The 20,442-nt window shown below is 60.4% G+C and carries 20 protein-coding genes and 1 tRNA gene; 4 read left to right on the forward strand and 17 right to left on the reverse strand.

The window, feature by feature from the left end; translation table 11 throughout:
• From JNL55_RS20160 to JNL55_RS20210, 11 genes are all read right to left on the reverse strand, one after another.
• Positions 1–998: TonB-dependent siderophore receptor (locus JNL55_RS20160; RefSeq protein ID WP_293857877.1), on the reverse strand; the 998-nt coding region annotated here is incomplete at its 3' end.
• A gap of 91 nt (positions 999–1,089) precedes the next feature.
• Complete coding sequence (locus JNL55_RS20165; RefSeq protein ID WP_293857880.1) at positions 1,090–2,139, reverse strand: FecR family protein; 1,050 nt, start codon at positions 2,137–2,139, stop codon at positions 1,090–1,092.
• Positions 2,136–2,666: an RNA polymerase sigma factor gene (locus JNL55_RS20170; RefSeq protein ID WP_293857883.1), complete on the reverse strand. Its 531-nt coding sequence runs from the start codon at positions 2,664–2,666 to the stop codon at positions 2,136–2,138. Before JNL55_RS20170 ends, JNL55_RS20165 begins: the two co-directional genes overlap by 4 nt.
• A gap of 160 nt (positions 2,667–2,826) precedes the next feature.
• Positions 2,827–2,903 (reverse strand) — tRNA-Arg (locus tag JNL55_RS20175).
• A 22-nt stretch (positions 2,904–2,925) separates the two neighbouring features.
• Positions 2,926–3,492 (reverse strand): hypothetical protein, encoded by a 567-nt coding sequence (locus tag JNL55_RS20180; protein WP_293857886.1) that lies wholly within the window; start codon positions 3,490–3,492, stop codon positions 2,926–2,928.
• Positions 3,493–3,587: 95 nt separating this feature from the next.
• Positions 3,588–4,736, reverse strand: coding sequence for an alpha-hydroxy acid oxidase (locus JNL55_RS20185; protein ID WP_293857889.1), 1,149 nt, complete (start codon positions 4,734–4,736; stop codon positions 3,588–3,590).
• Complete coding sequence (locus JNL55_RS20190) at positions 4,720–5,283, reverse strand: 3'-5' exoribonuclease domain-containing protein (RefSeq protein ID WP_293857893.1); 564 nt, start codon at positions 5,281–5,283, stop codon at positions 4,720–4,722. The genes JNL55_RS20185 and JNL55_RS20190 overlap by 17 nt, the downstream gene beginning before the upstream one ends.
• A gap of 88 nt (positions 5,284–5,371) precedes the next feature.
• Positions 5,372–7,309, reverse strand: a complete 1,938-nt coding sequence (locus JNL55_RS20195; protein ID WP_293857896.1) for a CocE/NonD family hydrolase — start codon at positions 7,307–7,309, stop codon at positions 5,372–5,374.
• A 92-nt stretch (positions 7,310–7,401) separates the two neighbouring features.
• Positions 7,402–9,048, reverse strand: coding sequence for an L-lactate permease (locus JNL55_RS20200; RefSeq protein ID WP_293857899.1), 1,647 nt, complete (start codon positions 9,046–9,048; stop codon positions 7,402–7,404).
• Positions 9,049–9,069: 21 nt separating this feature from the next.
• On the reverse strand, positions 9,070–9,864 hold the full coding sequence (locus JNL55_RS20205) for a phosphatase PAP2 family protein (RefSeq protein WP_293857902.1): 795 nt from the start codon (positions 9,862–9,864) through the stop codon (positions 9,070–9,072).
• A gap of 79 nt (positions 9,865–9,943) precedes the next feature.
• Positions 9,944–10,573: a DUF2799 domain-containing protein gene (locus JNL55_RS20210; RefSeq protein ID WP_293857905.1), complete on the reverse strand. Its 630-nt coding sequence runs from the start codon at positions 10,571–10,573 to the stop codon at positions 9,944–9,946.
• 266 nt (positions 10,574–10,839) lie between these two features.
• Between JNL55_RS20210 and JNL55_RS20215 the strand changes: the two genes are divergently transcribed.
• Positions 10,840–11,943 carry a P1 family peptidase gene (locus tag JNL55_RS20215; RefSeq protein ID WP_293857908.1) on the forward strand — a complete coding sequence of 368 codons (1,104 nt, stop codon included), beginning with the start codon at positions 10,840–10,842 and terminating at the stop codon, positions 11,941–11,943.
• 4 nt (positions 11,944–11,947) lie between these two features.
• On the opposite strand, the gene JNL55_RS20220 is transcribed toward JNL55_RS20215, so the two are convergent.
• The 3 genes from JNL55_RS20220 to JNL55_RS20230 all read right to left on the reverse strand — a co-directional run bounded on the left by JNL55_RS20220 (position 11,948) and on the right by JNL55_RS20230 (position 14,163).
• Positions 11,948–12,391 carry an SRPBCC family protein gene (locus JNL55_RS20220; RefSeq protein ID WP_293857911.1) on the reverse strand — a complete coding sequence of 148 codons (444 nt, stop codon included), beginning with the start codon at positions 12,389–12,391 and terminating at the stop codon, positions 11,948–11,950.
• 69 nt (positions 12,392–12,460) lie between these two features.
• A complete protein-coding gene (locus JNL55_RS20225) occupies positions 12,461–13,783 on the reverse strand; it encodes a M56 family metallopeptidase (RefSeq protein ID WP_293857914.1) in 1,323 nt (440 codons plus the stop codon).
• The gene (locus tag JNL55_RS20230) at positions 13,783–14,163 is read right to left on the reverse strand and encodes a BlaI/MecI/CopY family transcriptional regulator (protein ID WP_293857917.1); all 381 of its coding nucleotides are present in this window, start codon (positions 14,161–14,163) and stop codon (positions 13,783–13,785) included. Before JNL55_RS20230 ends, JNL55_RS20225 begins: the two co-directional genes overlap by 1 nt.
• A 133-nt stretch (positions 14,164–14,296) precedes the next feature.
• On the opposite strand from JNL55_RS20230, the gene JNL55_RS20235 reads away from it, so the two are divergent.
• The 3 genes from JNL55_RS20235 to JNL55_RS20245 all read left to right on the forward strand — a co-directional run bounded on the left by JNL55_RS20235 (position 14,297) and on the right by JNL55_RS20245 (position 16,369).
• The gene (locus JNL55_RS20235) at positions 14,297–15,043 is read left to right on the forward strand and encodes a MotA/TolQ/ExbB proton channel family protein (protein ID WP_293857920.1); all 747 of its coding nucleotides are present in this window, start codon (positions 14,297–14,299) and stop codon (positions 15,041–15,043) included.
• A 120-nt stretch (positions 15,044–15,163) separates the two neighbouring features.
• Positions 15,164–15,730 carry a hypothetical protein gene (locus tag JNL55_RS20240; protein ID WP_293857923.1) on the forward strand — a complete coding sequence of 189 codons (567 nt, stop codon included), beginning with the start codon at positions 15,164–15,166 and terminating at the stop codon, positions 15,728–15,730.
• 9 nt (positions 15,731–15,739) lie between these two features.
• Complete coding sequence (locus tag JNL55_RS20245) at positions 15,740–16,369, forward strand: hypothetical protein (protein ID WP_293857926.1); 630 nt, start codon at positions 15,740–15,742, stop codon at positions 16,367–16,369.
• Between the two features lie 163 nt (positions 16,370–16,532).
• Here the strand turns inward: JNL55_RS20245 and JNL55_RS20250 are convergent, their stop codons facing one another.
• The 3 genes from JNL55_RS20250 to JNL55_RS20260 are packed head-to-tail and all read right to left on the reverse strand — an operon-like array spanning position 16,533 to position 20,425.
• A complete protein-coding gene (locus tag JNL55_RS20250; protein ID WP_293857929.1) occupies positions 16,533–18,590 on the reverse strand; it encodes a TonB-dependent receptor in 2,058 nt (685 codons plus the stop codon).
• A 19-nt stretch (positions 18,591–18,609) separates the two neighbouring features.
• Positions 18,610–19,557, reverse strand: coding sequence for a HupE/UreJ family protein (locus JNL55_RS20255; protein WP_293857932.1), 948 nt, complete (start codon positions 19,555–19,557; stop codon positions 18,610–18,612).
• Position 19,558: 1 nt separating this feature from the next.
• A complete protein-coding gene (locus tag JNL55_RS20260; protein WP_293857935.1) occupies positions 19,559–20,425 on the reverse strand; it encodes a peptidylprolyl isomerase in 867 nt (288 codons plus the stop codon).
• Positions 20,426–20,442: the final 17 nt, after the last annotated feature.

Consider the following 20,442-nt stretch of genomic DNA (forward strand, 5'->3'; position numbering starts at 1 on the left):
CTTTCACCGTTGCTCAGATAAGAATCGCTGTCCTCCTTCGCATAGACCACTCGACCGCGCAGCCGACCATCCCAACCGAGCGGACCGGAAGCATCTATTTCCGCCCGGTATTGGCTCCAACTTCCGGCGAGCAATGCCAAGGACATCTGAGTGTTCTTGGTGGGGCGCTTGCGCACCAGCTGTAGCGAGCCACCCGAAGCGCCGTTGCCTGAGAACAGCGCGTCCGGTCCGCGCATCACTTCCACTTGCTCGTACATCGACAGATCCGCGATGTTCAAGAATCCGCTGCCGCTACCGTCGGTGGGGATGGGCGCCGCACCGTCGACTTGCAAACTTCCGATCTGGAAACCGCGAGCGTAGTAGCGCTGATTGGCGAAGTTGACTCTGGCAACGGTGACGCCGGTCGATTGATCCAGCACCGAATTCACCGTGTTGATGTTCTGTTCATCGAGACGCTCACGCGTAACGATGGTGACGGCGCGCGGTCGATCGCGCACCGTATCTCCTGTTCTGGAACTCAGGATGGGATCGTCGATGGTCGTGCCCTTGACCACCACCTCATCCAGATAAGTCTTGTCGGACTCGCTGGAGGTTGCGGCCTGAGCCAAGTGCAACGAACCAGTCCCTCCTGTCCACGACGTCTTGCTGGACGCAGAACCCCGCGCACGAACGATTACCACGCCGTCCGCCGAGATCTCATATTCCAGATTAGTGCCCGCCAACATCGCACGCACGGCTTCTTCCGTGGTGTACTTGCCACTGATGGCCGCGTTGACTTTGCCGTTGACGATATCGGCTTGATAGAACATGCGATGGCGCGAAGCCAGTGCCAGCGCCTGCAGAGCGTCATGCAGACTCTGCGAAGGAATTTCGAGTTGATAGGTTGTGGTGGCAGTCTGGGCCTGGGCGTCAGCAGGAACGCCAGTGGCGGCGAGTGCCGCACCCAGAATGACCGCAATCGTGCGGGCGCGCAGCCAGGAGCCGGAAATAACGGACATCATCTCTCCCCGTCGTTATTAGTAAACCGTTACCTCCTTAGTACGCACGATTCGGCAAACCGTCCGGGGTGCTAACAAACAAATTCCCGCTTCACTTCAAGCGCAATCGAATCACATCACTGTCCGTCTCGTCGGCGATCACGGCATAGTAGGCCTGCACGGTGCGCGCAAACGCAGCGGAATCTCCCTTCTGAAAGACGCCGCTGATACGCAACTCGGCCAGCGATGGCTCGGCGACGGTCAGCTTCAAGTGCGAATACCGATTCAGACGTCGCACGGCATCGCCCAAGGGTTCGCCTTTGAAGATGACATTGCCCTCGCGCCACGCAGTCGCCGCGACCACGTCCGCCTCGGCCTTGGGTAGAAACTCGGCGCTGCCATCCGCGCCAACACGTAACGCCTCGCCCGCAGTCAACGCCACCGTAGACTCCGTAGCGCCTGCATGACGTGCCTCTCCATCAGTGACCGACTTCGTTGCCGACGAGACGGCGACCTTGCCCTCCAACGTCGTCACTCGAACTTTTCCGTCGATGTACTCGACTGTGAACACGGTGCCCACCGCAACGATCTTCTGATCTCCGGCCAACACACGAAATGGCCGTTGCGGGTCTTTGGCCACCGAGAACTGCGCCTGTCCTTCGAGCAACCGGACGGTGCGCTCGGTATCGGTGAAACGAACCTGCAGCCGCGTTACGGCATCGAGTTCGATCTGCGAGCGGTCCACCAGATCCACTTTGGTCTGCTGACCGATGCCAGTCCGGTACAGCCCCGGATGATAGCCATACGGAGAGAGTTGCAAGCCGACCACCAGGGCGAGCACAGCCGCCGCAAGACCAGCGGCGAACACCTTGCGTCGCTGCCGAGGCGCGACTCCCCAACGTTTCTGGTTTTCGTGACGTGCCCACGAGATCGCCGATTCGCGCAGCTTCATGAGCTCCGGCGACTCGGCATGGGCGCCCAGCGAACGCCAAGATTTTTCCATGCCGGAAAAGGCTTCCGCATAAGCAGGATCGGCCTGCATGCGCGCCTGTAGCGTGCGCTCCTGATCCGCATTCCAGTCGCCGGCCGCGCGCCGGACGAAAGTTTCGTAGGCCTCGTCATCCGCCATGCCGTACACACCGTTCTCGTTTGTCTGCTTCACGGTGCTGCATCCCTTGCATGGACATGAGCCAGCGCCTTGGCCAGTAATCGATTCACCGCGCTACGCGAGATGCCGAGCATCTGCGCCACACTGTCGATCTTCATGTTCTCCAGCCGCACCAACAGCAGGACGTTCCGGGTACGCTCATCCAGATCCAGCAGCGCTTGGGTCACGGACGCCAGTTCCTGCTCGGCACTCAACAGACGCTCGGGCGTGATCAGCTCGGCCGGCAGGTCGAAACCGTCTTCCTCCCAAGCCTCGCCGGGGGGCCGGGTGCGTTTACGGCGCAGCCGATCCCGCCACCGGTTGGCAGCGGCGCGAAAAATGTAGCCCTTGAGTTCCAGCGCCGAGGCGCACAGCGCCTGCTTCAAGGTCTGCGTGATGACGTCCTGGGCCAGATCCTCCGCCTCCGCCGAACTGCCGCTCCTTCTTTTGAAGTAACGGATCAAGGCCGGCCGCATCTCCATGGCGATACTGGCACCGTCGCGGATGCCGGAGGACGCAGAGGAATTGGCAGGCGTACGCAAGATGGGGCGGTTGATCTGACGGGATGAAAACCGCCAGAAAGAGTGCCCCTGGGCTACCTGGATTGCAAGAAATTAACTATTCGCGCGGACACTTCAACGTGTCGTGCGTATGAGTAGTAGTGGCACTACGCCGCGAGCTTGGAGCCGCGGCTGAGGGAAATGGCGCGCCCGGAGAGATTCGAACTCCCGACCAACCGGTTCGAAGCCGGTTACTCTATCCAGCTGAGCTACGGGCGCAGAACGGCCATTGTATCGCGCTCTAGATCAAATCGCGACCGCTGGGGCGAAACTCAGGCAACGCATCCAGAAAGGGCGCGCCGCAGCCCTTGAGCTGCACGTACTTGTCGTCGATGCGTTTGGCGTAGACCACGCGCGACATGAACAGGCCGACCAGGATGCAGGTGATCCCACCTAGAATGCCGAGCATGGCCACCCCAGGGTTATCGCCAGCCGCCACCACCGTGACTGCGATGCCGACCAACAACCCGCCCCAGCCGATGGCCAGCCCCAGGTTGCGTTTTTGTTTGTGTCGCGTGCACAGGCCGGGATTGACCTCGGCCGTCTTGCGGGCGATCAACGCAACGATCACGTACAGAATCACATTGATCAGCAACACCGCATAGAAGCCGGGGTGATGCCAATACACTTTGCGGGTCTTGGTGGGCTGCTCGGCCGGATCGTTACATTTCACACAACGATCCGGCAGATCGCTGTCGGGCACCAGGATCACGATTTTTTCGAAACGCCAGACATTGCTGTAGTCGCGCACGGTGCCGCCGTTGAGGCTGGCTTGACTCGGCGCATAAGGGTTGTTCGACGATTCCATGCGACTCCCATCCCAGGTTAGTGATCGCCGCCTTTGAAGCGCCGAAATCCTAACCGAGCAACCGTTGCTCGTACATGGTCGGGACGTGAGCTACGTCAAGGAACCCGACAACGGATGTGCCGTCGGCCCAGCTGGGCAATGTCATTGACGCCGGCCAACGCCAGCGTGCGTTCGAACTCCTGGAACAATAGCGTCAACGCCAGCTCGACGCCTTTGCCACCGCCGGCAGCCAGGCCGTAAAGATACGGCCGCCCGATGGAACAAGCGGTGGCGCCGAGCGCCAAGGCTTTCACCACATCCGAGCCGCGCCGGATGCCGCCGTCGCAAATGATTTCACAACCGTCACCCACGGCATCTCGGATCGGCGCGATCTGCTCGATCGGTGCCGGCGTGCCATCGAGCTGACGGCCGCCGTGATTGGAAATGAATACTCCGGTCGCTCCGGAATCCAGCGCGTGTTTGGTATCGGCCGCCGTCATCACACCTTTCAACGATAGCGGCCCACCCCATTCGCGCGCCAGCCATTCGACGTCTTTCCAGGTCACGGACCGATCGAATTGACCGGCGATGTAATCGAACAAACTCAGCGGCCCGCTGGCCAGCGCATCCACCCGATGACTCACGTTGGGGAAATCGAACGGCTGCCCGAACAATTTTGGCAGCGACCACATCGGATGCAACGCGAAGTCGACCATGGATCGCAACGTCAACCGCGGCGGCAACGACAAGCCATTCAAGCGGTCGCGCTCCCGATTGCCGGCGACTGGCGTGTCGACCGTGAGCATCAGGCCGTCATAGCCGGCCGCCTTGCATCGAGCCACGAACTCTGCGGTCAGCCCTCGATCCTTGAAGATATAGATCTGAAATAGCTTCGGTCCCCTCGACGCTGCCGCCAATGTTTCCAACTTGGTGGTGCCCATCGTCGACAGGCCATACAACAACCCGTGCGCGGCAGCGGCTTTAGCGACTGCCGGCTCAGCGTCGGGATGAAACATGCTGGTGAGCCCGGTCGGCCCCAGCATAAGCGGCCAGCGCACTTCCTTGCCGAACAGGGTGGTCGCCGTGCGGATGCGCGATACGTCAACCAACACATCAGGGATCAGTTCGTAGTTCGCAAACGCAGCGGTGTTGCGTTCGAGTGAAACCTCATCGTCCGCGCCACCGTCAATATAGTCGAAGATGGGACGCGGCAACTTGCGCCGGGCAAGCGCACGCAACGCTGCGATGTTATGCGGTCCTGGCATCGCGATTTTCCTTGAGCATGTTACAAAACATCGCCCCTTGCTCGATGGCGTCGTCCAACGCCACATGACTGTGCGGTAAGTTGTCGAACCAGCGCTTGGGCATGTTGCGTTTGGTGCTCTGGCGGAAGTCCGCCTTGAGCATGGCCATTGCAAATGACTTCACGTCCAGCGCGGAATGACTGAACGGGCTCTCACCCACGTACTTGATCAAGTACCAATAGACGAATGTGAAATCGAATCCGGCGGGATAGGCGACGAACACCGGCTTGCCCTCGAGCGACTTGAGCCAGCTCACATATCTGAGCATGGCCTGTTCCGGCGCCTCTAGATCTTTTCTACACGCCGCCCACGCTTCCGGCTGAGTCGCCCACCACTCCGCCGTCTTCGGATGCGCCTGCGCACCCGGCAATGTTTCCAAGTTCGCGGAGAAGGTCGCGACCAGGGCTTTGTCAGCCGTATATGCCGCCGAGCCGATGCTCAACATGGAGTGCGGCCCTGGAATCGGGCCGTCAGTCTCGATGTCGGTGCTGATGTATATCTCGGTCATGTCGGTAGCTCCAAAGCGGCCAGACAGCCGCCCGGCAGAAAGGAGCTACCATATCATCCCAGCCTTCGAACCGGCCTCCCGGCCGGCGCTACGGCAGCGAGCCAGCGCGTTCCACACCGACCGAGATCGCCGACGGATAACGGCTGGTCTGGAACACCTTGTGAGTCTGCGCCACATAGTCCTGCGGCTTGGCTTCGAAGATATTGCTGACGAACTGCTGCGGATTACGATCGATCAGCGGGAACCACGTGCTCTGTATTTGCACGGCGATGCGGTGGCCCTTACGAAACACATGCGCCGCCGCGTGCAGATTGATGTCGTAGCCGACGACTTCATTCGGCTTCACGGCCTGCGGCTTCTCGTAGCTCGACCGGAAGCGCGCACGGAATACATCGTTCGCGATCATTAGATGACGACCGCGCATCGCCTCGGGCACGCTGTCATCCGACGGATGGATATCGATGAGCTTGACCACCCAGTCCGCATCGCTGCCCGTGGTGCTGGCAAATAACTTGGCCGCCACGCTGCCAACGATAGACACTTCCTCTTTCAACGGCTCGGTGGTCCAGGACAACACATCGGCACGCTTTGCGAACGGCGACTGATCGTCGGCCAGCCATTGCGCCCAAGTTGCGTCCTTGTCGAAGATCGGGCCGATCGGCCGCTCGCGATAAGGCACGGGCGAAGCAGGATCGGACACGAAGCTCGCCGGCGCTTCATCCGCACCTTTGGGTGCCGTGAACGAGAGCTTGCCGCCAGCGCGCAGATACAAGTTACGCTGGTTCACACCCTCGCGCGGCGGCCAGGATTTGTAGCGCTGCCACTTGTTGCTGCCGGTCTGGAACACCAGTGCCTCGGCTTGATCCAAGCTGCCTTCGTTCTTCAGCCAGTAACGAAACCAGCGGGCCTGCACTTCATTGCGGAAGAACGCCGAGGTCGCGCTGCCCAACTCGACGGGCCCATACTTGTCGCCGGCACCGTGTGACCAACCGCCATGATTCCACGGCCCGATCACGATGAAGTTACGACCGTGCGCGTCACCCTTTTCTTGCTGCTCATACATCTTCAACGGTCCGTAGAAATCTTCCTGATCCCACCAACCGGCCACGATCAGGTTAGGGATGGCGACCTTGGGCGACAGGCGCGCGGTGGTGACTTGCTCGTGCCAGAAGCCGTCGTAGTTGGGATGACTGACGAAATTCTTCCAAGTCGGCAAGGTGCGCTGCAGATGGGTTTGATCCAGCTTGGCCAGCTCGCCTTGCTTCAAGTACCAATCGAACACATCGCCGCCGCCGAAGTTGAACGGGTTCATGGTGCGCCCATCGGTTTCCAGTGCGGCGCTGTACTCCCAGCCGTATTGCAGGCGGAACGCGCCGTTGTGATGGAAGTCATCGCCTAGAAACATATCGTCCGGCGAGGCCTGCGCCGACACGGCTTTGAGCGCCGGATGCGGTTCGATAGTGGCCATGGCCGCCGTCCAGCCGCCATAAGAAATGCCGAACACGCCGACGTTGCCGTTGTTGTCGGCCACCGTCTTGGTCAGCCAGGCGATGCTGTCGTAAGTGTCGGTGGACTCGTCGATGCCCTGCGGAGTCGTCTTCCTCGGACGCAACATCACAAACTCGCCTTCGGAACCGAAGCGGCCGCGAATGTCCTGCAATACAAAGATGAACCCTTCGGCGGCCAGCTCCTTGAACTGATCGGCGAACACTTTTTCCAGCCGCTCGATCTTGAAGCCATACGGCGAGCGCTGCATGAGCAGGGGAAGTTTCTTGCCCGCCGAGTTGGCCGGCCGCCAGATCTGAGCGCGCAACTTGACGCCGTCGCGCATCGGGATCATCACGTCCTGGCCGACGTAGTCGCCGATCCTAATACCGGCCGGCAAGGCCTTGGAGCCATCGGGGGCACTCGGGTTATTGACCGAAGTGTCGGCCCAGGAAGCCAGCGGCAAAGCACTGCCCAGCAACGCCGCCGTCAATATCAGGAGGCGCGCGACGCGGCCTCGTGTGTTCGTAACTGTTAGCACTGACCGCCCCCGTCCGGCCCATTTCGGCCGACCGGCATCTTAAGCCCATCCATCCTGATTGGACAATTTTTCTATGATCAGGATAGTCAGTACTAGTGCACCAGCAGGGTCAGCGGCCATACATAGGCCTGGCCGAGTACCAGCAAGCTGACCAATAAGGCCAGCGCGATGCTGTGGAAGAACACATAGCGCAGGATCTCGCTCTCGTGGCCGTACCAGCGCGTGGCCGTGGACGCGACAACGATGCTTTGCGCGTCGATCATTTTGCCCATTACGCCGCCCGAACTGTTGGCGGCCGCCATCAACACGGGATTCAGCCCCAACTGCTCGGAGGTGATCTTTTGCAAGCCACCGAACAATACGTTCGACGCCGTGTCCGAACCGGTCAAGGCCACACCGAGCCAGCCGAGCATGGTGCCGAACAAGGGATACAGCCAACCGGTTTGAGCAAACGCCAGACCCATCGTGGCATCCGCGCCGGAGTAACGAGTGACATAGCCGAGTGCGAGCATCGCGGCGATGGTCAACAACGACAAGCGAACGACCACCAGCGTCGCGAAGTACTCCCGAAAAAAATCACGCACTGAGAATTTCATCAAAGCACTGCTGATGACCGCGGCCAGCAAGATGCCTGTGCCAGTCATCGACAACAGATTGAAATTATAGACAGCAGCTTCGGCCGTGGGCTGAGCGACGACCGGCGGCACCTTCTGCACCAGTTCATGCAAGCCACTCACCGGCAGCTTGATGACGAACAATGAATCCAACCACGCCTTCACTTGCGGAATACCCCACAGGAACACGCACACGCTGAGCACCAGCCAAGGCAACCACGCTTTGAATATTTGCTCTCGGGTGTATTGGGTTGCCGGCGGTTCACTCGTCGCGACGTCATTGTTCTCACCGCGACTGGTCGAACGCCAAATGGTTGATGGGCGCCACACACGCAAGAACAGCGTCAACGCCCCCATCGAACACACCGCCGCAACGATGTCGACCAACCACGGGCCGTGAAAGTTGGAGACCAGATATTGAGGAATGGCGAAGGACACACCTGCCACCAGAATCGCCGGCCATATCTGCCACATCCCGCGGAAGCCTGCGAACGCGCAGATCAGCCAGAACGGCACGATCACGGAGAAGAACGGCAGCTGTCGACCCACCATGCCGCTGAGTTCGTGCAGATCCAGGCCAGTGACACTCGATAGTGCGATCACCGGCGTTCCCAACGCACCGAACGCCACCGGCGCGGTATTCGCAATGAGCGACAGTCCCGACGCAGCCAGCGGCGAGAATCCCAAACCGATCAACATCGCACCGGTCACCGCCACCGGCGTGCCGAAACCGGCTGCACCTTCGAAGAACGCACCGAAGCCAAACGCGATCAATAACAACTGCAGTCGCCTATCCGGCGTCACCGCTGCGATGCTGTCTTGAAGGATCCGAAACTGGCCGCGCTGCTCGGTGAGCCGATACAGAAAAATCACATTCAGAATGATCCAGCCGATGGGCATGAGGCCATACGCGGCACCGTAGGCCGCGGCCAGCGTCGCCATGCCGGCGGGCATTTCAAAGGCGAAAATCGCGATGGTCAGCGAGCTGGCAATCCCGAGCAGCGCCGCCACGTGAGCTTTCATTTTCAGGAACGCGATGGAGCCGAGCAGCACCACCACCGGCACGGCGGCCGTGAGTGTGGACCAGAGCGGATTGCCGAAAGGATCGTAGCCTTGTGCCCACATTCGCTTCGCCCCTGTTGTTAGTTAATCCTTCATTGGCTCGCCAGCCCCTAGTCTGCGGCGGTAGGCCTCGAGCCCGGCGATCCATGCAGCCACCCAAGCCGCGCCGAACGCGAAGCCGCCGAGCACGTCGCTGAAGTAATGGACCTGCAACACCACCCGGCTGAACCCCACACAAACGATCAGCAACATGGCACTCGCCGCCACCAGCAGATGAAAGCGCTTCGGCGCCAGAATCACAAGCAGGTAGGCGAGCAGGCCATACACGATGCAAGCGCCAGAAGAGTGGCCGCTGGGAAAACTCCAACCGTCAGCGGTGGCAAAGCCGTGTAGAAACTCCGGTCGCGCTCGTTCGAAATAAGCTTTCAGTGCCGTATTCAACAAACCGCCGCTGGCGGTCGCGATGACCCAGGCTGTGGCAAGGAACCGGTGCCGCCGCCACCACAATATCGCCGCAATCACGACGGCCAGAGGGATCAGCCACCTTTTGTCGCCCAGGTGGGTCAGCGTCGCGAACATTTGCAATTGAGTTTCGTTGGCATGCGAACTCAAGGCCGTGCTTAGTGCCGTATCGAATTGACCGAGATCCTCGTCGGCACCGATCTCATCGGCAATCTCGACGAACCCCAAGAATGCGAACACCGCAACCGCCAGGCTCAGCACTACTTGCGCGCCGAGCCGATGCACGGTCTGCCATACGCCGTAGCGTTGCAGCCCATGCCATAGCAGGGCTGAAAGCAGGAGCATCAGGGAGGTGATGGCGAATAGCGCAGCCCACAGATGAACTGCGAGCAGCTCCGCCACTTGAACCATCGTCATTTTTACAGGCGCCGGTGTGGGTCACACATACCGGCGCTACCCTACTCGATTCGGTAGGGTTTTCGGGAGGCGCGAGGTTTTACAACGTCGCGCGATAATCTTCGAGATCGCGTTCGGAGTGCACGCGCTCGGCTTCGAGCCGGCGGATCTCGGACTTGAGTTCACCGACGCGCTCGCCCAGATGTTTCACATCCAGCACGGCTTGAGCACGCTCGTCCGAGGTCGCGTCCCGGCTGATAGCGAAGGCCGACGCGGAGACGATCCCAGACTCGGCATCGCGCAGCTCGTTACGTGCCGAATCGAGCCGATAGTTCACGTTCGAGAGTCGGGACTGCAGCGTGTAGAGCTGACGGCCCGATTCATAAGCATCCAGGAATGACGGTTCCATATCGGCCGGGCATAGGCCGTTGTAACCATTGCCACGCGAACCGACGCGAAAGCCGTTGGACGGCACGCAGTACTCACGCAAGCCTTCCTCGCGGCCATCTTGATAAGCCGTGAGATCGGGCCGGACGCCGTGTTTCGCACAGGCCTTGCGATGCTCGCCGATGCGATCGCCCGAATAACCGGCCACGCCATCTTCGAAGCCGACGGTGCGCCAATCGACGGTCAAGCATTCTTCGCGATCCATGGTTGCGCAACCGCTGAGGGCCAGCAACAGAATCGCAGCACCGGTGCGCAGAATGGAGGCATGAGTAGGTGTTGGCATGGCAGCTACGTTACCGGGGCGGCTAGGTTGGCTTCGTGCGCCAGATCACACTATGTTCGGGATGCGCCGCTGCCTGGCCTTTAGACACAAGGTTTGCACGGCGGTTTAACAGTTGCGATCATGGCGACGCCGGGCTTGTGTCACATTCAGGATCCATACACAAAATGCGATATCTCTCATCGTTGAATGCAGATACGTTGTCTCGGCTCGCAGCTACGGCCATCGTGTCGTTGGCTCTCTCACCTGTTGTGTATGGAGCGGAAGCGATGAAACCACGAGCACGCGATCTTGGCGTTCCGTTCCGAGGCACGCCGGGTGCGTTGAATGCAATCACCGACGTTCGCGGTGTCGAAGTCGGCGCGGTGACGTTGAACTCGGAAAAGCGTGGCGCAGCTCCGATTCATACCGGCGTCACTGCCGTGCTGCCCAGAGGCAAGGCGAACGGCGACAAGCCGGTCTACGCGGGCTGGTTCTCACAGAACGGCAATGGCGAAATGACCGGCACGACCTGGATCGAAGAATCCGGCGAGCTGGCCGGCCCTATCCTCATCACCAACACGCACAGCGTCGGCGTGGTGCGCGACGCAACCATCGCGTGGTATCTGCAAACATATAAACCGAATACTGAGCAATGGTGGTCGCTGCCGGTGGTCGGGGAAACCTGGGATGGCTGGTTGAACGACATCAATGGTTTTCACGTCAAACCCGAGCACGTATTCACTGCGCTCAATTCCGCCAAGCCCGGCCCGGTGGCCGAAGGCAACGTCGGCGGCGGCACCGGCATGATCGCGTATGAATTCAAAGGCGGCACCGGCACGTCGTCGCGAAAGGTGCGCGACCCTGCGGGCGAGTACACCGTCGGCGTGTTGGTGCAAGCGAACTTCGGCAGACGCAATCAGCTGACGATTGCCGGCACACCGGTGGGCGCGGAGATCCCAGACGAGCCCGCCTACGCCGGTCGCATGACCGAGCGCTCTACAACCGATGTCGGCTCCATCATCGTCGTCGTTGCCGTGGACGCGCCGTTGCTGCCGCATCAACTCAAGCGCATCTCTCGCCGTGTGAGCATGGGCATCGCGCGCACCGGCGGCGTTTCCAGCGATTCTTCGGGCGACATCTTCGTTGCTTTTGCTACCGGCAACTCCACCGCCGCCGATGCCAAGACGTTGGGCAGCGCGACGACGCTACCCAACGATCGCCTCAGCCCGTTCTTCGAAGCCACTATCGAGGCCACCGAAGAAGCCATCATCAACGCCATGGTGGCCGCCGAGACCACTAACGGTCCGAACGGTCATCGCGCCATCGCGTTGCCTCACGATCGATTGCAGCAGGTGCTGAAGAAATACAACCGGCTGGCACCGAGCAAATGAGCGGTCAGCCAGGAATCTCTGGCTCGACCAACTTGGTGAGCAGCTCGAGCGATTCCTGCCAGCCGAGGTAGCAACCCTCCGCCGGGATCACATCCGGGATGCCTTCCTGGACAATGTTGATCTCCACGCCCACCGACACTGGCTTGATGTCGATGGTGGTCTGCATCTCGCCCGGCAGATTCGGGTCGTCGAAGCGGGCGTTGTAGCGAACACGCTGGCCCGGCACCAACTCCAGATAAGTGCCACCGAAGGAATGCGGCTGGCCATTGGAAAAATTGGTAAACGACATGCGGTACTTGCCGCCAACCTTCGCATCCAGCTCATGCACTTGGCACGTGAAGCCGTGCGGCGGCAGCCATTTCGCAAAAGCCTCGGCATTGGTGAAGGCGCGATACACACGCTCCGGCGTGGAACGCAATACACGGTGAAAACGGACAGTGCTAGGCATGGCGATCTCCAAAATAGGCTGGGTTCAAGCCAAGGACGAACCAGCCCGGCCGAAGCCGACATCGCCTGTTCAGCGAATACGCCCCGCCACCAACTGGCCGCGGACATAGTCGCAAGCATCGCCACAGCCGTCTTTGACGTACAACTGCAGGTTGGAGTTGGTCCGCAGAATCCGGCTCAGCAGTTCCCGATAGACACCGCGCTCCGAAGCGTGGCCTTCGGCGTGCCAGCGCGCCTGAATGTCATAGTGAATGCTATCGATGAGATCAGGCTCGCCATTGACCCGCGACGCCGGATAGGCCAGCGCGATCAGCTGGCGCAAAGAAACATTGTCGAGCGCCAAATGGCCGGCATCCGGATCGAACTGCGCCCCACGCCGCCAACCTGAGTCCGTCTTCGCGGACTGCAATGTGATGGTTTCGAAAATGATGCTTCCAGTAGCGCTTGCTTCCCGCAACGCTGTCGACGCGATGCCCGCCATCACCGGTCCATACAGCATCGCCATGGCCACACTTGCCAGCAACCAGAAGCGAGGCTGATCGATGGGCAGCGCGCGTTGTTCGCTCATGATCGACGTCAGACGCTGATGCAAACAACCACCGATCGAAGCCGCAACGCCAGCGACTCGTGCCGTGACACCCAGGCGGCAGACTGTCAGGATGGACTCGGCATACACCGACTGCTCATGACCTTCCTCCAGCACCGATTCATCACAAGCGGCTTCGCGCTCGCGTAACAGATTCGCGCCGATCCACCATACTGGCGGATAGAACCAGAACAGCACCTCGATACACTTATGCATCGCCGCCAGCAGATTGTCGCGGCGGCGGACGTGGCACATCTCGTGCGCCACAATGGCTTGCAATTGCGAAGCACTCAGCTCACTCAGCACGCTCTTCGGCAAAATCAGCACCGGCCGAAACACGCCGAAGACGCCGGGTGTCAATTCCGTGGCGACAACACGAACCGGAATGGGCAGATCCATTGGCAACTGCGGCGCCGATCTGAGCATCGAGCGCATGGCCAGATACTGAGCCAGCCAGCGAATCAACAACACGGCCGCGCCGCACGCCCAGATGATGACCAGCGCCATATATAAGTTCGGACGCATGTCATCGGCAATCACGCTCACGCCGGTGAACGACGGCACGAAGATGGCGCCGCCGGTTTCCAACAAAGCCGGGCCAATGGCTAGTGGCGCCGGCAACGCACGGCCTATGTAATCGCCAAGCTGCTGCAACCACGCGAACGGCACCAGCAACTTCAACGCAGCACAGAACCAAATGTAAAAGCGGAGCGACGCCGAGTTGCGCCGGCACAGCCGCGTCAGTCCCCAGGCCAGCATCAACACCAGGGTGGACTGCCACAGATGTAATGCCAGCGCTTCGGCCATCAGCCTTCGTCCTTTTTCAGCGAGCGCAAAATCTTTTCCGCTTCCTTGATATCGCCCATGGTGAGCTTGCCGGCCTCGATCAAATGCGCCATGACTGGCTGTGCCCGTCCGCCGAACAAGCCGAGCAGATCGTCGATCAAGCGCCGCTCGGCCGCCTCGCGCGTAATGGTCGCCTCGAAAATATGCGCGTTACTGATCTTCTTGGCGCGCCGGACCATCTCCTTGGCTTCCAGGCGGTACACCATGGTCTGCACCGTCGTATAGGCCGGCCGGCCACGCTTCGGAAAGGCGTCATGGATCTCACGGATGGCGCAGGCCCCCTGGGTCCACAGCGTTTCCATGATGGTCAATTCCAGTTTACTGAGCTTGGTCGACGCCAAATCCACCCCTCCACTATCACTGTGGTTGAGCCTACGCCTGCTGTAGTAGCTGCCGCAAGTCGCTTGCACGGTCCTACTACAACTGTCATAGTTACTACGACTCTTGTGGTCCGCACTCTCGAGGAATCGTCAAATGGCCAATAGCGAAGCCGTGGCACAAAACAAATTCGGGATCATCGCCTTCCTGCACGAGGCGGACGGCCTGTCCTACGCCATCCTGGTGGTATTGATAGTGATGTCGCTGGCGTGCTGGTTCGTGATCTTGACCAAGCTTTGGGATCAACGCGCCATTCATCGCGCCTATGCGGAGGCGCGGAAGAAATTCTGGATGCAAGGCAATCTGCACGACGGCATCGCCTCGCTCACCGGAAGTAACAACGTGTTTCGGATGCTGGCCGAGGATGGCATCCGCGCCACTCACTATCACCAAGGCCATCTCACCGAAAAGATGGCGCTGCACGATTGGCTGGCGGTGTCTTTGCATCGTTCCATCGAAAGCGTCAACGTCCGACTCGCCAACGGCATGTCCATCCTGGCGACCACCGGCTCGGTGTCGCCTTTCATCGGCTTGCTGGGCACGGTCTGGGGCATCTTGAATGCGCTGACGCGCATTTCGTTGTCCGGTCAGCCGAACCTGGCGGAGATTGCCGGCCCCATCGGCGAGGCGCTGGTGATGACTGCCATCGGGTTGTTCGTCGCCGTGCCGGCGGTCATGGGTTACAACTGGTTGCTGCGACGGAATCGTGCCATTCAAGAAACCATGAAGCTGTTTGCGGCGGATGTGCATTCTTATCTGGTGGGTGGTGCGCGCTTCGATACGGCTACGCCGGTTGCGCGTGTGGCGGCTAGCCGAGCGGCTCCTGTCGCTAAATCTGCCTAACAGGATCAGCAATGGACGCCCAGACCGTGCCAAATCGGTGGCGTCCATATCCTTGTCACATTCCGGACATATGCTTGTCATTGGCTGCTTCTGACCTCAAGGCTTCAGCTTATGACTCGGATGGGAATTACTTTCGCGGCGCTAGCCTTGCTGGGTGTTGCCGGCTCTGGCGTTGCCGACCCGTTACATAAGTTCGGCCATGATGGGGCCTGGCGACACGTGGACAGCGGTTGGATGTTTCCTGCCTCGGTCAGTGGTTTTAGTCGCGTTGGGCAGCCGTACAACATTGACGGGAACAACGATGCCGGGGCGGAGTATCGACCCGCGTCTGGATCGTCCGTTAGTGCTGAAGTGGACGTTTATGCCGCGGACTCGGGCGCGCCCGACGCGACGCTCGATGGCGCGAAGTCGACGGCTGCGAGGAAGGCTGGCGAATCTGCGGGCGTTTCGTCGGAGCAGCCGTTTCAAATCGATACTTTGAAGGGAGTCCGTGGTGTGAAAGTGCGGCACGCGGGTACCGAGGCAGCCGGGACGCTGACCAATCTTTATTTCTTCACGACGGAGCGCTGGCGCGTGAAAGTGCTGGCCAACTCGGCGGCAACCGGCAAGGATGGTGACGCGGCGCTTGATGCTTTCGTGCAAGCACTGCCGTGGGAAACGTTAGGCTCGGAATCTGGAATCCACTGAGCTGGAGTGATGCGTCCTTCTATCATCTTCGCTGCGTTGGGCATGCTCGCTGCTTGCGGCGGCCTGGCTTATTTTCACGCTGGGCGCGATCAGCCTGCGGCGGCTGGTGAAGACACAACGCTGGGTGCGCTGCCAGATACAGCGCGGGCCGCCGCGCGCTCGGCGGCAAACGCTGAGAATGAAGATTCAGCTGGGGCTGCGGCCGCAACAGCAACGGGTGCCGGCGGCACTGATGCATCGGCGCAGTCGTCGCCGAGCACGGGCGCAGACGAGACCGCGACAGTAGCAGCTCAACCCGAAGCTGCGAAGACTGTCGCTCAGTGGATCAAAGACACCGATAGCGACGACGCCAAAACTCGCGCCACCGCCATCGCCGCGCTAGCCGATGCGCCGAAGGATCAAGCGCTGCCGGCGCTGAAGCGAGTGCTGCAAGTGGGCGAACCGAACGTCGACCGCCACATCGCGCTACGTTCCATGTATTCCCTCGCCCTCCGCGACGGCGACCGCGACAGCACGATCCGAGACACGATGCGCACCGCGATCTATCACAGCGACGACGACGGCGTCACCCAAACAGCGCAATCACTACTAGACGACATCGAAGCCGAATTCGCCGAGCGTACGCCGGGCAGTAAATAACCTGCGCCGCCCAGCCGGCCGGCGCAAAGATTCGTGCGATGGTATCGAAGCCGAGCTCGCCGCGCAGACGAGTAACACGTGAATTGAGCCGACGTCGCCCGGCCAGGGCGAATGTATCGCTGGTTGTATCTTCGACGAGCAGGCGCCAAAGGCGCCATTCAGTTTAGAAACTCGCGGTCAGCGTCACCCGCACCGTGCGCGGTTCGACTGGGTGGAAGTGAATATCCTCTACCGGTGCCGTCTCCCCAGCGAGTTGCGACTCATAGAAGTACGTGATGTCGTTATCTTCACTATCGAACACGTTATAAACCGCAGCGCTAATCTTGTAGCGCTTCCAGAACCGGTAGCCGGCCTCCAAATTGACCAGCGTGGTCGACTCCGACCTCACATGATTGTCTTCAACGAGAGGCGCAGCCCCGAAGTGCCGGAAGCGCGCGCCGCCGAACCAGCCACTGGGATGATCAACAGCAAGCCCAACAGAAGCGACGTTCTCAACGGCACCAGGAATCCGAGACCCAGCCGGGTCATAGTCACTGAAGCGCGACCGTGACCAAGCAAGATCAGCATCCACAATCAGCCAGCGCAGGGGGTTCCAAATCACCGCCGCTTCCACGCCGCGACGCTCGCTAGCTCGACTCGCCTCCGTCGTGCCGGCATCGCCGACGAACAACAACTCGGAATCAAGCTTCAGGCTCCACAAAGAAACGCTGAACTGAGTATTCGGCAGCAGCGCCGTGCGCAAGCCGACGTCCATGCCAGTGGCATCGACCAACGCGTCTACTTTGTCAGCCGGCGTCACGCCGTCGGTTGGATCCACGGTAATGGTCGTGCCGCGAGCATCGTTGCTATGAAACCCCTTGCCGGCATTGAAAAAGAACTCCGTCTTACTCCACGGCCCAAGCACCAAAGAAAACTTCGGGCTGGCAATGGAATCGTTGGCCTGTCCGGAATTCTCAGCCAGCCCGGCATCGACATCGAAATCAAACCGATCGGCCCGCAACCCAACGGTGGTACGCACATGATCCGTCCAGCGCGTATCGACACTCGCATACACACCGACACTGGTTTGACGAACCGCATCTTCACGCGTGGTATCGAACCGCTCACGCGCTACGGTGCGATACAAGCCGACCTTCTCGATGTCGTCGTGACGAACTTGCACGCCAGTCAAGAGTTCCTGCGGCCGTCCGAACAATTCGAAGCCCGCTACCCAAGAAAACTCGCCGCCGTACACGCGACGCTGATCGACCTGCTCGAACTGGTCGCCGTTCTCGGCATCCATGAAATACGAAAAGTTGGAAATCAAATCCAGGTCGTAGTCGACCGCATACAACAGCGCCTTGGAACGCCCCCGGCCCAACGAGCCAGTCCAATCCGCCGACAAGCTATAACGATGCGAATCGCCACCATCGGTGGGATCGACCGCGCCGAAACGATCGATCAAGCCTGACTGCACGGCTCGCAATGGAATCTGATCGGTCGAGCGCCACTCGCCTTCATAGCCCTGCGCGGTAAGCGTGAACGAACCCTCAGCGGTATCGCGGCTATAGCGCAGCAGCCCGTTGCGCTTACGGTAGTTCTCTTCCAACTGCCAAGGACCATCGATCAGCGCGTAATCCAACCCCACCAGTAACTCGCCACCGCCGACCTCAGAAGAGCCGGCGATCAAGCTGCGCATATAACTATCTTCGCCCGCTTCGAGCACCACCATGGGCGCATCGAGCGAACGGCGGTAGCGCATGTCCACGGCACCGGCGGCGGAGAAGTTACCGGTCTCGGCGTAGTAAGTGCCTTTGCGATACTCGATGGACTGCATCAACTCAGGAATGACGAAGTTGATATCCGTGTAGCCCTGACCATGACCGTGCGTCGGCATGTTCACCGGCACGCCGTCCACACTGGTCGCGAGATCCGTGCCGTGGTCCAGATTGAAGCCACGCAGGAAATATTGATTCGCTTTGCCATCGCCGCTGTGCTGAGTGACGATCAGTCCCGGCACCACTTCGAGCAACTCGCCGGCACGCAGCACCGGCCGCGCATTCAACTGCTCAGAGCCGACCACGCCCTGGCTGGCCGACACAGGCGTGCCGTACAAGCGATCCAGCTTGCCGGTCACCGTGACTTCTTCGAGCACAGTGGTCGGCACGCCGCCAGCCCACGCTGCCGAACCCACTGCCGTAGCAGCCAGCGCCCCACTCAAGCCAAGCGTCTTAAGCATCATAAGAAGAGAAATCCGTGACTCAGGCCAGAATGCTGACGACACGACCGATGGACCAGTACGCCGCAATGCCGCCGATGGCATAGAGAGCGGGCGTGCGTGCCAGCAAGAATTGCGGTCGAGCGGCGAAAGCTCGATACAGCCCATAAGCTAGGACCACCACGAGCAGCTGACCGACCTCCACGCCGACGTTGAACGTCAGCAATGCCACGAACAGATGCTTCTGCGGCAAGCCGATGTCGGCCAGCGCGCCGGCAAAGCCCAAGCCGTGGATCAAGCCGAACAGGAACGCGACCAATGCCGGCCAGCGGCGCGACAAGGTTTGTTCTTTATTCAACGCCTCGCCGGCTACCAGCATGATCGACAGCGCAATCGTCGCTTCCACCGGCGGCGAACGTAACGTCAGCCAGCCCAACGCACTGAGCGCCAGCGTAAGACTGTGCGCCAGCGTGAACGCGCTGATGGTGAGCACCAGCCGTTTGTTGAAACTCACCAGGAACAACAACGACAACACGAACAACAAATGATCGAAGCCGCCGAGAATGTGTTCCACACCGAGGATCGCGTAGGCGCGAGCAATCTCGCCCATGCCGCGAGTGTCTTCAGCCGAGCCATACAGATGCACTTCCGGCTGACCGGTCGTGAGTGTGAACACGCGACTCTGACCATCCAGCCAGAAAATTTTCACGATGGCGGCGGAGTAGCGAGCACCGACGCCGTCGACTTTGAGCGTGCCGAACAGACCCTGCTCGCCACACCGAAGCATGTTCATGTCGGCGACGCAGCTGTCGGGCCAGATTGGCGTGAGCGCGACCGCTGCCGCTTTATCGCCGCTGGCCGTCCATTGCCATAAGAATTCGCCCGGCGTGGTTTCGCGAATCTCCATCTCTGCCATGCTCAATTCATGAGCGGAGACGGCGCTGGCAACCAGCGACAGCAGCGCGAGCATCAAGACATGGAGCGCGCGCATGTTACTGCTTCACTCCGTCGATCATGATCGTGTACTTCTTGGCCAGTGCAGCCACGGCAGCGCTACGCTGCTCGGACATCGCCTCGTCGGTCCAATCCTGGAGCACGATGCCGCGCAGCTTCTCGAACTCGGCTGGTACAGCCGCGATCGTGGCGTCGAGCTTCATCGCCCGCCAGCCCTTGTTGTCCTTCAACGCTCGCCATTCGCCCACCGCGGAAGACTCCAGCGCACCAGCGAACTCCGCGCCGTAACTCTGCACCAGATTGAGATGCGGACGGTCGGTGAACACACGCAGCCCGGCTTCCGCATCGGGTCGCGTACCTGAATTCAAAGCACTCACGAAGGCCCGCACCACGGCCTCGGAGGAATCGCCGCTCAGTACGGCTTCTTGAAAGCTGAAGCGCGCCGGTTGGTCGTAACGCGCATGATTCTTTTCGAACCATTCGCGCAGCACTTTTTCATCGTAGGGCGGCCGCTTGGTGTTGGCGTCGACCATGCTGAGCGCTTTGAAGATCACACGCTCGCGAATGCCCTTGTCGCCCTTGTCCAGGCCGAGCGCCAGACCTTCGCGATACAACACCTCGTTGTCGAGCCACACCTGGCGCAGCGCGCGCAACTCTTCGGCGTTCGGCTTCCGGCCGCGCGCCGCTTCGAACATTCGCTGCGCATCCTCATCGACTTGCGTATCCAACTCGATCAGATGCGGATCGTCGGTTTGACTGACCAGCAAGCTATCGACGCCGAACAACACGGCACCGATCAAAATGAAATGAAACAACGGCTCGCGAGTCCAGCGGACACGACGGGCCGGTGTGCCCGACGTTGCGGAATCGATCGAAGCGCTCGAAGAAGACAAAACGGATGACATATGTAATCGCTCGCTTA

It is taken from the genome of Steroidobacter sp., assembly GCF_016790065.1.
GTDB lineage: Bacteria > Pseudomonadota > Gammaproteobacteria > Steroidobacterales > Steroidobacteraceae > Steroidobacter.